This is a genomic window from Leifsonia sp. PS1209 (assembly GCF_012317045.1).
Classification (GTDB): domain Bacteria; phylum Actinomycetota; class Actinomycetes; order Actinomycetales; family Microbacteriaceae; genus Leifsonia.
Window position 1 is genome coordinate 2,426,176 of the sequence record NZ_CP051154.1, and the last position, 14,030, is coordinate 2,440,205.

Annotated in this window: 11 protein-coding genes; all 11 read right to left on the reverse strand. The window is 69.3% G+C overall.

The window, feature by feature from the left end; all coding sequences use genetic code 11:
- Positions 1-137 precede the first annotated feature (137 nt).
- From HF024_RS11575 to rsmH, 11 genes are read right to left on the reverse strand one after another with little or no spacing between them, the layout of a single operon-like run.
- Positions 138-1,142 (reverse strand): FtsQ-type POTRA domain-containing protein, encoded by a 1,005-nt coding sequence (locus HF024_RS11575; RefSeq protein ID WP_247597087.1) that lies wholly within the window; start codon positions 1,140-1,142, stop codon positions 138-140.
- Positions 1,143-1,152: 10 nt separating this feature from the next.
- On the reverse strand, positions 1,153-2,562 hold the full coding sequence (gene murC / locus HF024_RS11580) for a UDP-N-acetylmuramate--L-alanine ligase (protein ID WP_210723944.1): 1,410 nt from the start codon (positions 2,560-2,562) through the stop codon (positions 1,153-1,155).
- A gap of 56 nt (positions 2,563-2,618) precedes the next feature.
- Positions 2,619-3,692, reverse strand: a complete 1,074-nt coding sequence (locus HF024_RS11585) for a UDP-N-acetylglucosamine--N-acetylmuramyl-(pentapeptide) pyrophosphoryl-undecaprenol N-acetylglucosamine transferase (RefSeq protein WP_168689646.1) — start codon at positions 3,690-3,692, stop codon at positions 2,619-2,621.
- Complete coding sequence (gene ftsW, locus HF024_RS11590; protein ID WP_247597088.1) at positions 3,689-4,933, reverse strand: putative lipid II flippase FtsW; 1,245 nt, start codon at positions 4,931-4,933, stop codon at positions 3,689-3,691. The genes HF024_RS11585 and ftsW overlap by 4 nt, the downstream gene beginning before the upstream one ends.
- Positions 4,899-6,440, reverse strand: a complete 1,542-nt coding sequence (gene murD, locus HF024_RS11595) for a UDP-N-acetylmuramoyl-L-alanine--D-glutamate ligase (protein ID WP_085367972.1) — start codon at positions 6,438-6,440, stop codon at positions 4,899-4,901. The genes ftsW and murD overlap by 35 nt, the downstream gene beginning before the upstream one ends.
- Positions 6,425-7,537, reverse strand: a complete 1,113-nt coding sequence (gene mraY / locus HF024_RS11600; protein WP_085367974.1) for a phospho-N-acetylmuramoyl-pentapeptide-transferase — start codon at positions 7,535-7,537, stop codon at positions 6,425-6,427. The genes murD and mraY overlap by 16 nt, the downstream gene beginning before the upstream one ends.
- Complete coding sequence (gene murF / locus HF024_RS11605) at positions 7,534-8,961, reverse strand: UDP-N-acetylmuramoyl-tripeptide--D-alanyl-D-alanine ligase (protein ID WP_168689647.1); 1,428 nt, start codon at positions 8,959-8,961, stop codon at positions 7,534-7,536. Before murF ends, mraY begins: the two co-directional genes overlap by 4 nt.
- Positions 8,961-10,505: a UDP-N-acetylmuramoyl-L-alanyl-D-glutamate--2,6-diaminopimelate ligase gene (locus HF024_RS11610; protein WP_085367979.1), complete on the reverse strand. Its 1,545-nt coding sequence runs from the start codon at positions 10,503-10,505 to the stop codon at positions 8,961-8,963. The genes murF and HF024_RS11610 overlap by 1 nt, the downstream gene beginning before the upstream one ends.
- An 11-nt stretch (positions 10,506-10,516) precedes the next feature.
- Positions 10,517-12,265, reverse strand: coding sequence for a penicillin-binding protein 2 (locus HF024_RS11615; RefSeq protein ID WP_085367981.1), 1,749 nt, complete (start codon positions 12,263-12,265; stop codon positions 10,517-10,519).
- A gap of 20 nt (positions 12,266-12,285) precedes the next feature.
- Positions 12,286-12,993, reverse strand: a complete 708-nt coding sequence (locus HF024_RS11620) for a hypothetical protein (RefSeq protein ID WP_247597089.1) — start codon at positions 12,991-12,993, stop codon at positions 12,286-12,288.
- Complete coding sequence (gene rsmH / locus HF024_RS11625; RefSeq protein WP_168689648.1) at positions 12,990-13,943, reverse strand: 16S rRNA (cytosine(1402)-N(4))-methyltransferase RsmH; 954 nt, start codon at positions 13,941-13,943, stop codon at positions 12,990-12,992. The genes HF024_RS11620 and rsmH overlap by 4 nt, the downstream gene beginning before the upstream one ends.
- Positions 13,944-14,030: the final 87 nt, after the last annotated feature.

Below are 14,030 nucleotides of genomic sequence, written 5' to 3' on the forward strand. Positions count from 1 at the left end.
AACCTTCAACCTCAAGTCGAGGCTTAAAGTTATGCTCAGTATGCAATTCTTGATTCGACGTTAGGTGCGCACGGGCTCAGCCCCCGTAGCGCGCGGGGCGTGTCGGAAAAGTCGGCACGCATCCGGGCGATCTCGCCCTATCCCGTCGTCACGCTGTGCGGCGACGAGACATCGAAGGTGCTCGCGTTGGATGCGCTCTTCAACAGGGCGGACAGGTCCGCCGCCTTCAGATCCGAGTCCTCCGCGCTTCCCCACACCACTTTCGCACCGCTGTCGCGCAGAGTGAAGCTCACATCGTCCGCCGTCGTCGCCGAGATGGTGTCCACCCGCGCGAGCAGGTCGGCGGGAAGCGCTCCGAGCACCTCGGCGGCCGCCGCGAATCCCGACTTGGCGTCGCGCTCCGCCGCAGCACCGGATGCGGTGATCAGCGGGTAGCCGTCCTGCCTGGCCTGAGCGGTCGCGATCGACACCTTCGCCGCATCCACCAGGGTGAAGGTGTTCCCGCTCTGCAGCACGCCGATCGGCTGGCGTTCGACGATCCTGACGACGATGGTGTTCGGCGGGTGGCTCTCGACGCTGTAGCTCCTGATCAGCGGGAACGCGGCCAGGTCGCCGCGGATCGCACCCTGGTCGACGAGCGGGAGCGGTTTGCCGAGCTGGTCGGAGAGCGCCTTCTTCACCGCGGAGACGTCGAGCCGGGAGGTTCCCGTGACGTCGATCGTGCGCAGCGCCATCAGCGGGGAGAACGCGGTCAGTGCGACACCGAGCACGAGCGCGACCACCACGCCGGCGGCGGAGAACCAGGCGATCTTCCTGCGCCTGGACCGCTTGGTGAAGCGGCGGACCTCCCCGCGCTCGACCTTCGCCCTCTCTTTCCTGGCGCGGCGCAGCTCGCGGCTGATCTCGCGGTTGGAGGGAAGGCGATCGTACGCGTCCGCGTGGCCTGTGGAGGGCTGCTGCGCCGTCTGCTGTGTCGTCTCCTGGGCGGCGGGCTGCTCATCCACCCGCTGCGGGATGATCGGGATGGGCTCGGTCGTCGCCGTGCTGCGCGGAGCCCTCCGCTCCGGCGCCTGCTGGGTCGGCGGCGCGACCGGCGGCTGCGCGGAGACAGCCGACGGGTCGAACCCCTGGGGACGCTTCACGACGGGACGGCTACTCTCGGACGCGGCGGAGCGAGTCGAGCAGCTGCGGGACGATGCGGTACACGTCGCCGCAGCCGAGCGTGATGACGAAGTCGCCGTCGCGGGCGATGTCGGCCGTGTGGTCGGCGGCGGCCTGCCAGTCCGCGATGAACGCGACGTGCTCCGGATGCGCGAAGCGGTCGGCGACGAGCGCCCCCGTCACGCCGGGCTCCGGATCCTCCCTGGCGCCGTAGACGTCGAGGACGACCGTCTCGTCCGCGTACGTCTCGAGCGTCTCCGCGAACTCCTGCGCGAACAGGCGGGTGCGGCTGTAGAGGTGCGGCTGGTGCACGGCGATGATCCTGCCGGAGCCGACGACCGTGCGCGCAGCGGACAGGGCGGCGGCGACCTCGGTCGGGTGGTGGGCGTAGTCGTCGTAGACGCTCACGCCGCCGACGGTGCCGTGCAGCTCGAAGCGGCGCTCCGTGCCGCCGAACTCGGCGATGGCGGCGAGCGACGCTGCGGGCTCGAAGCCGAGTCCGGTGAGCACGGCGAAGGCGCCGGCTGCGTTGATCGCGTTGTGACGGCCGGGCACGCGCAACTGCGCGGAGTATTCCGCGCCGTCGTAGGAGAGCGTGAAGGCGACGGGGCCGTCCGTGACGATCGAGTGGACGCGGACGACGGCATCCTGGGCCTCGCCGAAGGTCACGATGCGCTTGTCCGGCGCCTCGGCGCGCAGCTTCGCCGTGACGTGGGTGGCACCCGCGTCGTCGGACGAGACGACCACCAGCTCGCTCGCCTCGCGGGCGAACGTGACGAAGGCGTCCTCGAAGGCCTGCAGCGAGCCGTAGTGGTCGAGGTGGTCGGGATCGACGTTGGTGATCAGCGCGACCGCCGTGTCGTAGAGGAGGAACGAGCCGTCCGACTCGTCGGCCTCGACGACGAACAGTTCGCCGGAGCCGGCCTGCGAGCTCTTGCCCAGCGACTCGATCACACCGCCGTTGACGAAGCTCGGGTCCTCGCCCAGGCCGAGCAGACCCGTGACGATCATGCCGGTCGACGTGGTCTTGCCGTGCGCTCCGGCCACGGAGACGAGACGCTTGCCGTGGATCAGCCAGGCGAGTGCCTGCGAGCGGTGCAGCACCGGCAGTCCCTTGGCGAGGGCGAGCTGGTACTCCGGATTGTCCTGCCAGAGCGCACCGGTGACCACGAGCGTGTCCGCGTCGCCGACGTTCGCCGCATCGTGCCCGATCGCGATGGTCGCGCCGAGCTCGCGGAGGGCGACGACGTTGGCGGACTCGCGGGCGTCCGAACCGGTCACCGTGTACCCGGCCTCGAGGAACAGGCGGGCGATGCCGCTCATGCCCGAACCGCCGATGCCCACGAAGTGCAGGGCGCCGAGCTCGTCGGGGAGCGTCATGGTGAGGTCGGGTTTGATCACGGGAACTGCTTTCGGTCGGGACGGAATCGCACCATCAAGTATGAACGGTACGCGCCTTAGAGCGCGCTTCGGATGAGCGACACCATGCGGTCGGAACCGTCACGGACTCCCGCGCTCGCGGCGCGCGCGCCCATCTCCGCGACGGCACGGCCGTCGCCGTCGCCGAGCAGAGGGAGCAGCTTCTCATCCACCCACGACGGGAGGAACGCGGCGTCGTCGACGAGGATTCCCCCGCCGGCCTGCACGACACCGGCCGCGTTGAATCGCTGCTCGCCGTTCCCGACGGGGAACGGCACGTAGACGGCGGGGATGCCCAGGGCGGCGAACTCGGACACGGTCGCCGCTCCTGCGCGTGCGACGGCGACGTCGGTCAGCGCGAAGGCGAGGTCCATCCTGTCGCAGTACTCGATCAGGCGGTAGTGCTCGATGCCGGGGTCCGTCAGCTCGCCGCGGCCGCCCTGGATGTGCAGGATCTGGTACCCGGCGGCGACGATGGCGTCCGCACGGTCTGCGATGGTCCTGTTGATCCGGCGGGCGCCGAGCGAGCCTCCGGTGACGAGCAGCGTCGGACGAGCGGCGTCGAGGCCGAACTCGGCGGCGGCGAGCGGCCGCGCTGCCGCCCTGTCCAGCTCCTCGATCTCCACGCGCAGCGGCATGCCGACGAAGGTGGCGTGCGGGAGCTTCGTGCCGTCGAACGCGACGCCGACGTGGGAGGTGTACCGGGCGCCGAGCCGGTTGGCGAGCCCCGGCTTCGCGTTCGCCTCGTGCAGCACCAGCGGCACACCGGCCTTCCGCGCCGCGGAGTACGCGGGAGCCGACGCGTATCCGCCGAAGCCGACGACGGCGTCGATGCCGCGCTCCCGGATGAGGGAGGTCACCGTGCGGATCGTTTTGCGGTACTCGCCGGGGAACCGCAGAGCCGCAGCGTTCGGCCTCCGCGGGAACGGCAGCTTCGGGATGGTCGCGAGCTCGTACCCGCGGTCGGGCACCAGCCGGGCCTCGAGGCCCTCCGCCGTGCCGAGGACGAGCACCTCCGCCGAGGGATCGTCGCGGCGGAGCCGATCGGCGACGGCGAGCAACGGGTTCACGTGACCGGCGGTGCCCCCGCCGGCCAGAAGGTAGCTGGTCACTCCGCCGAGCCGTTCGCGACGCGCTCGCGGCGCGCCTCCCGGCCGGTCTCCCGGGCGAAGGACAGGACGATACCGATGGCGATCATGGAACTAATCATCGCAGTGCCTCCCGCAGAGATCAGTGGGAGTGGCACGCCGAGCACCGGGATCACCCCCAGGACCACCGCGATGTTCACGAACGCCTGGCCGATCAGCCACACCATGATCGCCGCCGTCGTCACCCGCGCGAACGGGTCGGTGGAGGCGTGGATGATGCGCAGGAACACGATGGCGAGCAGCACGAACAGGATGAGCACGACCGCCGCGCCGATGAGTCCGAGCTCCTCGCCGATGATCGCGAAGATGAAGTCGGTGTCCGCCGCGGGGAGCCACGACCACTTGGAGTGCGAGTTTCCCAGCCCGACGCCGAACACGCCGCCGGAGGCGAGCGCGTAGAAGCCGTTGTCGATCTGCCAGTTGACGTCGGGGTTGGCCGCGGACGATCCGCCGAAGAGCGCGGCGATGCGGCCGAGCCGCGACTCGCTGGAGATCGCGACGAGGAACGCGAGCACGGCGATCCCGAGCGTCCCGACGGCCAAGTGCCTGAGCCGCACACCGGCGAAGAACAGCGCACCGAGCACGATGGCCGCCATGATCATGGTCGTTCCCAGGTCGCCGCCGAGGGTGACGAGCAGGATGGCGCCTCCGCCGATCGGCACGACGGGCACGGCGACGTGCTTCCACTGCCAGAGCATGTCCTTCTTGCGGGCCAGCACCACGCCCAGCCAGACGACGAGCGCGACCTTGATCGCCTCGGACGGCTGAAGGGTCTGCGATCCGACCTTCAGCCAGTTGCGGTTGCCGCCGATCTCCATCCCGAGCGGGGTGAAGAGCACGAGCAGTTGCAGGAAGCAGGCGATGGCGAGGAAGAACCAGATGGTCTTCTTCCAGAACCTGCTGGGCAGGCGCGAGACGAGGAACATCAGCGGGAGGCCGATCAGCGCGTACGCGCCCTGGGACCAGAACCGGGAGAAGAAGTTGTCCGTGTCGTTGTGCGACTCGACCGACGACGACGAGAGCACCATCACCAGGCCGAACACCACCATGAACAGGGTGATGCCGAGCAGCAGGAAGTAGTTGGCCGATTCGGCCTGGACGGCTTTGCCGAGCGAGATCCGTGCCGTCAGACCGGCGAGCTTCGACGAGGAGGCTCCGGATTTCCCGAGGTCAGGCCTCTCCAGGGTGCGAGGCGGATTGGTCACCCGCCTCACCTCCAAAGAACTCGTTGACGGCCGCCTGGAAGCGGCGGCCTCGCTCTGCGTAGTCGGAGAACTGGTCCATCGACGCCGCAGCAGGAGCGAGGAGGACGGTGTCCCCCGCCTGTGCGACGCCGCCGGCCAGCCTGACCGCCGTCGGCATCACATCATCAGTCTCGTCGGCGTCCACCTCGTAGACGGGCAGGCCGGGGGCGTGTCGCGCGAATGCCGAGCGCAGCGCATCCCTGTCGACGCCGATCAGCACGACGGCGCGGAGCCGGCCGACGTGGGCGCGGACCAGCTCGTCGATGTCGACGCCCTTGAGCAGGCCGCCCGCCACCCAGACCACGGACTCGTACGCGCGCAGCGACGCATCCGCCGCGTGCGGGTTGGTGGCCTTCGAGTCGTCGACCCAGTGCACGCCGGCCTCGATGCGCACCAGCTCGATGCGGTGGGCGTCCAGGCGGAACGCGGACAGCACATCCCGGATGGCGATGGGCTCGACCCCGTACGAGCGGGCGAGCGCGCTGGCCGCGAGGATGTTGGCGACGACGTGCGGGGCGGCGAGCCCGGCCTCGCGCAGTTCGTCGAGCGTGGTCAGCTCGATGGCGGTCGTGAACCGGTCTTCGAGGAAGGCGCGGTCGCAGAGGATGCCATCGACGATGCCGAAGTCGCTCGGGCCGGGGACGTCGAGCCCGAAGCCGATGGCGCGCGCGCCGTCGATCACCTCGGCCTCCTCGACCATCTCCCGCGTCGCGAGGTCGGCCTTGTTGTAGACGCAGGCGACCTGGGCGTTCTGGTAGACCTTCGCCTTCGCCGCCTTGTACGCGTCGAGCGAGCCGTGCCAGTCGAGGTGGTCGTCCGCGATGTTCAAGCAGGCAGCGGAATAGGGAGAGAGCTCCCCTCCCGCGTTCCTGTTCACCCAGTGCAGCTGGTAGCTGGACAGCTCGACCACGAGCACGTCGAATCCCTGCGGGTCGCGGATGGCGTCGAGCACCGGGATGCCGATGTTGCCGCACGGGGCGGCGCGGTATCCGCCGGCGACGAGCATGGTCGCGGTGAGCTGCACGGTCGTGGTCTTGCCGTTTGTGCCCGTGACGGCGATCCAGTCGGCCGGCGCGCCCACTTTGTCGCGCAGACGCCAGGCCAGCTCGACGTCTCCCCAGATCTGCGTGCCGCGGCCGTCCGCCCAGGCGAGCAGTGGATGGTCGGGGTGGAAGCCGGGCGATGCGATCACGAGCTCGGGGTCGAACTCGGTCAGGCGCGCGGGCGGCGCGCTCAGGTCGGACTCCTCCAGCAGCTCCGCCCCGATGACCTCGAGCAGCATCGCGCGCTCGTCGTCGGCCTTCGCCGTGACCACGAGCACCTCTGCGCCCAGCTCCGCCAGGGTGTCCGCCACCGAGAAGCCGGTCACGCCGAGGCCGTACACGGCGACGCGGAGGCCGCGCCAGTCCGCGTGCCAGCTGTTCAGGGCCGCCAGGCGGTCGTCGAGGTCTGTCACGTCGCCAGCCATTCGAGGTAGAAGCTTCCGACCCCGGCCGCGACGAGCAGGCCGCCGATGATCCAGAACCGGACGACGACCGTCACCTCCGCCCATCCCTTCAGTTCGAAGTGATGGTGGATCGGGCTCATCAGGAAGATGCGTTTGCCGTGGGTGAGTTTGAAGTACGCGCGCTGCACGATCACCGAACCGGCCTCGATGACGAACAGGCCGCCGATGAGGACCAGCAGCAGCTCCGTGCGGCTGAGGATCGCAAGCGCGGCGACGGCACCGCCGAGGGCCAGGGATCCGGTGTCGCCGAGGAAGATCTGCGCAGGCGACGTGTTCCACCAGAGGAACCCGACGACGGCGCCGACGATGGCCGTCGCGACGATCGCCAGGTCGAACGGATCGCGCACGTCGTAGCACTTGGCGACGTTCGCCGGATCGAGCTTGATGTTGGAGCAGGACTGGATCGACTGCCAGAAGCCGATGATGATGTACGCGCCGATGGCGAGGATGGATGCGCCGGACGCCAGCCCGTCGAGACCGTCCGTGACGTTCACGCCGTTGGACGTGGCCGCCACGATGAAGTTGATCCAGATCAGGTACAGCCCGTAGCCGACGATCACGCCGATGGCGCCGAACTTGGTGATCGACATGAAGTCGATCGGCAGGTCGCGGATGAGCGAGACGCTCATCGTTGCCGGGGTATCCCCATTGCCGTTCGGGAACATGATCGCGAGGAACGCCCACACGGTCGCGACGACCACCTGGCCGGCGACCTTGGCCCAGCCGGTGAGGCCGAGGCTGCGCTCACGTCTGGTCTTGAGGAAGTCGTCGATGAAGCCGACGACGCCGAGGCCCACCATGAGGAACAGCACCAGCAGTGCAGACACACTCGTGCCGTCGCCGGTCAGCAGCAGGGCGACGAAGTAGCCGAACAGCGTGCCGAGGATGACGACGATGCCGCCCATCGTGGCGGTGCCGCGCTTGGCGTGGTGGCTCTGCGGCCCGTCGTCGCGGATGAACTGGCCCCACTGCAGGCGGCGGAACAACCGGATGAAGACGGGTGTGAGGAACAGGGTGAACGCCATCGACAGCGCACCGGATGTCAGCAGAGCTCTCACGAGAACAATTCTCCCAGTCGATCGCCCAGAAAGCGGAGCCCTGCGGAGTTCGACGACTTCACGAGCACCGTGTCGCCCGCGGCGAGGGAGCCCTGGAGGTGCTCGAAGGCGGCGTCCGGCGTGTCGAAGTACTTGGATTCGCCATCCCACGACCCCTCGTTGATGGTCGAGATGTGCATCCGGCGCGCGGCGGGGCCGACCACGATCAGCTGGTCGATGTTGAGACGGACGGCGAGCAGACCGATCCTGTCGTGCTCCTCGCCGGAGAACTCGCCCAGCTCGCTCATCTCGCCGAGCACGGCGACGGTGCGTCCGCCGGGCTCCGCGATCTGCGCGAGGGTCTTGAGGGCGGCGGCCATCGAGTCCGGGCTCGCGTTGTACGCGTCGTTGATGACGGTGACGCCGCGGGCACCGCCCATGACCTCCATCCGCCAGCGCTCGGCACGGGTCACGTTCTGCAGCCCGGCGACGATCGCGTCGATGCCGACGTCGAGCGTGTGCGCGGCAGCAGCGGCGGCGAGGGCGTTCATCACGTGGTGCTCGCCGAGCACGCGGAACTGCACGGCACGGCTCTCGCCGTTCGGCAGGTGCAGCTCGAAGGACGTGCCGCGAGCGCTGGACACGATGCCGGTCGCACGCACGTCGGCACGCTCGTCCAGCCCGAACCACAGGACGCGCGCAACGGTCTTGTCGGCCATCGACGCGACTCGCGGGTCGTCCAGGTTCAGGATCGCGACGTCGGAGTCGAGCAGGTCGCTGACCATCTCGGTCTTCGCGGCGAGGGTGGCCTCGATGCCGCCGAACTCCCCGGCATGGGCGAGCCCGACCTTGAGCACGATGCCGATGTCCGGCCGGGCCATGCGCACGAGCCTGGCGATCTCGCCGATGCCGCTCGCGCCCATCTCCGCCACCAGGAACTCGGTCTGCTCGGTCACTTCGAGCATGGTGACGGGAGCGCCGACCTCGTTGTTGAACGAGGCGCGCGGCGCGATGGTGGGGCCGACCTGCTCCAGGATCTCGCGGAGCAGGTTCTTGGTGGTCGTCTTGCCGTTCGAGCCGGTGACGCCGACGATCTTCAGCAGGCCGAGGGCGCGGACGCGCGCGATCACCTCGGTCGCGAGGTCGCCGAGGGCGACGACGGTGTCCTCCACCACCAGCTGCGGAACCGGACGGCTCCACTCCGCGGTGTCGAGGGCGTGGTCGACGACGATGAGCGATGCTCCCGCATCCACCGCCTGCGGCACGAACAGGTGCCCGTCGGTGAACTCGCCGCGCTTGGCATAGAAGATGGTGCCGTCGACGACCTCGCGGGAGTCGGTGGTGGAGAGCCCATCGACGACGGTCTCCTCGGTCGCTCCCGTGCCGTCGAGCACGAGGGAGCCGCGGGTGGCGGAGGCGATCTCCGCCAGCGTCAGGCCGATCATCAGAGCCACCCTGCCTCTCGGAGCGCCAGCTTGGCGTCGTCGCGTGCCGAATACGGGATGCGCTCCCCCGCCACTTCTTGGTAGTCCTCGTGTCCTGGACCCGCGTAGAGCACAACGTCCCCTTCTCCAGCGAGGGAGAGGGCGGTCCGGAAGGCGGCACGGGGGTCGGCGACCTCGTACAGCTCCAGGTCGGGGACGGCTCCGCGCGCTCCGTCGAGGAGCGTCTGGCGGATGGCCGCCGGGTCTTCCCAGCGCGGGTGGAAGTCGGTGATGACCACCGCATCCGACCCTCTGGCCGCGATGGCGCCCATGTCGGTGCGCTTGGTGGTGTCCCTGTCTCCGTCCGCGCCGAAGACCATCACGATCTTGCCCTCGCTGACCTTGCGCAGCGCGCTGAGGGTGGACAGGAAGGCGTCGGGGCTGTGGCCGTAGTCGATGAACACGACGGGGCCGCGGTCTCCGGAGATGCGCTCAGCGCGGCCGGGGATGTACGCGTCGATGCCGCCGTCGCGGTCGAGGGCTGCTCCGATGGCGTGCAGGTCGTAGCCGGACTCCACCAGCATGATGATCGCGAGCGCCGCGTTCGCCGCCATGTACGCGCCGAGCAGCGGAACCCGCGACTCGAGTCTGGCGCCCTCCGGGCCTTCCAGGACGAACCCGGTGTGCTCCAGGGTCTCGTCGGTGACGGTCATGGTCCACTCCGCGTCGGCGCCGGGCGAGGTCGACAGCGTGGTGACCGGAATGCGCGACTGCTCGACCAGGGCACGGCCCCAGTCGGAGTCGACGGTGATGACGCCGCGGCGCGCGCGGTCGGGCTGGAACAGTTCGAGCTTCGCCGCGAAGTAGTCGTCCATCGCGTCGTAGTCGTCGAGGTGGTCGTGGCTGAGGTTGGTGAAGCCGACGACGTCGAAGACGATCCCGTCCACGCGGTGGCGGCTGAGCGCCTGCGCAGAGACCTCGATGGCGACGGCCCGGACGGCCTCCTCGCGCATCCTGGCCAGGAGGGCGTGCAGCTCGCTCGCCTCCGGGGTGGTCAGCTTGCTGGTGATCGCCGTGCTGCCGATCCTGCGCTCCGCGGTGGAGCTGAGGCCGGACACGACGCCCAGCTGGCCGAGGATCGCGTTCAGCAGGTACACGACGCTGGTCTTGCCGTTCGTGCCGGTGACGCCGAACAGCGTCGCCGCGTTCTCGTCCGTGCGGTAGATCCACGCGGCGACAGCGCCGAGCGCTGCACGCGCATCCTGGGTGACGATCACGGGCAGGCCGCTGTCTGCCGCGAGCTCCGCCCCCTCCTCGTCGGTCAGGATCGCGACGGCGCCGGCCTCAGCGGCCTTGGCCGCGTAGCTCGCGCCGTGGGCGTTGCGCCCTGGCACGCCGACATAGAGGTCTCCTGGCTCGATCGCCGTCGTCGCGAGTGCGACTCCGGTGACCTCGACAGCATCGAGATCGCCGCGCCATTCCAGCCCGAACTCCCTGGCCAGCTGTGCGAGCGGTCGGGCGACGGGATGTTCGGGGCGCAGGGACGTAGGCGCCGGTCCTGTCACGGGGCTCACTTTCAGTAGTACGGAGGGTAGTCGGCCGGGGTGGACGTCGAAGGCTTCACCCGGTAGGTCTTCAGCACCTGACTCATGATCGTGTGGAACAGCGGAGCGGCTGCTGCCGACGAAGTAATGGTAGTCGGGTATCCGAGGTTGACCGAAACGACGTACTGCGGATCGTCGACGGGAGCGACGCCCATCACCGAGACGTAGTACGACGGGAGGTAGCCGCCGTTGCCGTCCGGCTGCTGCGCCGTTCCGGTCTTCGCGGCGACCCGGTAGCCGGGGATCTGCAGCTGTTTCGCGAGCTCTCCGCTGGTCACGACGCTCTCCATCATCCCGAGCGTCGTGTTGGCCGCGTCGGCCGAGACGACCTGCGTCGGCTTCCGGTTCGGAGCGTCGACGACCGTGCCGTCGGATTTGGTGCATCCCTCGACGAGCGACAGCGGGATGCGCTTGCCGCCGTTGGCGAGGGCCTGGTACGCGCCGACCATCTGCACCTGGGTCGCGGAGACGCCCTGGCCGAACATGGTCGCGTACTTGGTCTGGTCGTCCCAGTCGGCCACCGGGTTCAGGATGCCGTCGGACTGGCCGGGGTACGGCACGCCGGTGGCGTCGCCGATGCCGAACTTCTTGAGGTAGTCGTAGCGGGTCTGGTCGGTGAGCGCCTTGCCGAGCAGTGACATCCCGACGTTGGACGAGTTCATCAGCACGCCGGTGAGGGTGAGTCGTTCCGGGTCGTGGTAGCCGGAGTCGTGCAGGTCGGCGCCCTGGCCGGAGACGAAGCGGTACGGTGCGAGCACTTCACTCGTCGGGCTGGCCTTGCCCTGGTCGATGAGCATGCTCGCGGTGAGCGCCTTGAACGTCGAGCCCGGCTCGTACGGCGTGGTGAAGGGGAGCAGACCCCAGTACTGCGAATCTGTCGCGTCGATGTTGTTCGGGTCGAGGGCCGGCCACTGCGCGATCGCCTTGATCTTGCCCGTCTTCGCCTCCGCGACCGTGACGAAGCCGAACTTCGAGCCGGTGGATGCGACCTGTTGCGCGAGTGTCTGCTCGGTGAACCACTGCAGGTCGCGGTCGATGGTGAGCTTGAGCGTCCCGCCGTCCTTCGCGGGCTTCTGCGTGACGGTGCTGCCGGGGATCGCGACGCCGTCGGCGCCGCGCTGGTAGGTCTGCGACCCGTTCTCGCCGGCGAGGCAGGTGTTCTCGCTGTCCTCGAGTCCGCCGAGGCCTCCGGCCGAGACGAAGCCGAGGAGGTTGCCGGCGACAGCGCCGTTCGGGTAGGTGCGCGCCGGCACCTTGGTGAAGGTGAGCCACGGATACGGGAGCTTGTCGAGCTTGGTGAACGCACCGACGTCGATGCCCGTCTTCACGAGCGCGTACTGCGACTTCGGGTTGGCCTTGAGGGCGTCCTCGATGATCTTCTGCACCGCGGCGCCGCCCTGGCCGGTGATCGCGCCGATCTTGCCTGCCGCCTCCACCATCTTGGCCTGGCCGTCTTTGCCGGCCACCGCGTCCTTGGGAGAGACGGCGGCGGTGTACTTGTACACGGTGTCCGCCAGCACGGTGCCGTTCGCGTCGACGATGCTGCCTCGTGCCCCGAGGAGCTTCGTCTCGACCTCTTTGGCGTTGACGGACTTCTTCTGCAGCTCGGCGGCGTTGACGACCTGGATGTCGACCAGTTTGCCGCCCAGGATGCCGACGGTCGCCGCGACGGCGACGACGGTGATGGCGGTCCTGCGCCGCATCATCTTTCTCGTAAGCACGATTGGAACTCGTCCCCGCGTCAGTGCGTCACCGGGGTCGGCAACGCTCCGTCCAACGGTACGGGCGGAGGTGTCGCCGCCTTGTCCGGCGCGCTCGTGCCTCCGGAATTCCCAGCTTCGGCGCCCGTGGACGTCGCGCCTGCCGTCTGGCCGGTGCCCTGGCCAGCGCTCTGCCCTGCGGCCGCGCCGCTGAGCGGCGTCGCCGTCGCGTTGGCGGCCGGGGTCTTCGCCGCGGCGAGCGGCACGCCGGCGAGCAGCGAGTTCGGGACGAGGTTGCCCTGACCGCCGGTCACCGTGCCCGCTGCCCCGTTGGCCGGGATCGGAGCGCCGAGGACTGCGCCGTCCGACAGCCGGAGGTAGACGGGGTTGCTGTTGGTCACCATCCCGAGCGCGTTGGCGTTCGCCGCCAGGTTCTGCGGGGAGGAGAGCCGGTTGAGGTCTTCCGACGCGGCCTGGTACGAGCGCTGCAGTTCGGTCTGCTTGTCCTGCAGCGTGTTGAGCTGGTACGCGCCCTGCGAGACGGCGATGCTCATCAGCAGCTGCGCGACGACGACGCCGAACAGCACGCCGACCGCGATGATCGCGTAGACGGTGCGCGGGCGGGCGCGGCGCTGGCTCCTGGTGGTGACGACCTCGAGGTGGCTCGGCCGCTCCTCGACCTCCTGCTGCGGTGCTGTGCGGCCGATCCAGCCGACGGATGGGCGCTTCTCGGCCAGATTGGTGCTCACGAGCCCCTCCTCACGCGTTCGGCTGCACGGAGACGAACGGGTGTCGCTCTCGGGTTGGCCGCCTTCTCTTCGTCATTCGCCAGCTCGGCGCCGCGGATCAGCAGCTTCAGCTCCGGCCGGTGCTCCGGCAGCTCCACCGGCAGTCCGGCTGGGGCGCTGGAGGTGGACCTCGTCTGCAGCTCGCGCTTCACGATCCTGTCTTCGAGCGACTGGTACGCCTCGACGACGATGCGGCCCCCGACCGCGAGCGCATCGATGGCGGCGGGAATCGCCCGCTCGAGCACGGACAGCTCCTGGTTGACCTCGATCCGCAGCGCCTGGAAGACGCGCTTGGCCGGGTGTCCCTGACGCTGGACGGCCACCGGGGTGGCCTTGGTGATCACGTCGACCAGCTGGGCCGACCGCACGAACGGCTCGACCTCGCGGGCCGCGACGATCTTCTGGGCGTAGCGCGCCGCCAGCTTCTCCTCGCCGTACTCACGGAAGATGCGGCGCAGGTCCGCCTCGCTGTACTCGGCGAGGATCGTGGCCGCCGTCAGCTCGCTCGTGCCGTCCATGCGCATGTCGAGCGGCGCATCCTTCGAGTACGAGAAGCCGCGCTCCACCCTGTCGAGCTGCAGCGATGAGACGCCCAGGTCGAAGAGGATGCCGTGCACCTCGTCGATGCCCAGCCCGTCGAGCGCATCCTGGATGCCGTCGTAGACCGTGTGCACCAGGTGGATGCGGTCGCCGAACCGCGCCAGCCGCTCCCCCGCGATGGCGAGGGCGTCCGGGTCGCGGTCGAGGCCGACCAGGGTGACGTCGGGGAAGCGCTCGAGGATGCCGGCCGAGTGCCCTCCCATGCCGAGGGTGGCATCGACGAAGACGGCTCCCGGCTTGTCGAGGGCGGGGGCCAGCAGCTCGATGCAGCGCTCGAGGAGTACCGGGGTGTGAATCTGATCGTCGGTCATGATGCGAGAGGACCGGCTCCTGAATCCTGATCCCCATCCATTCGGTACCTGGCGCCGGGGAAGTGCGTCAGGGCGATGAATGGCTGG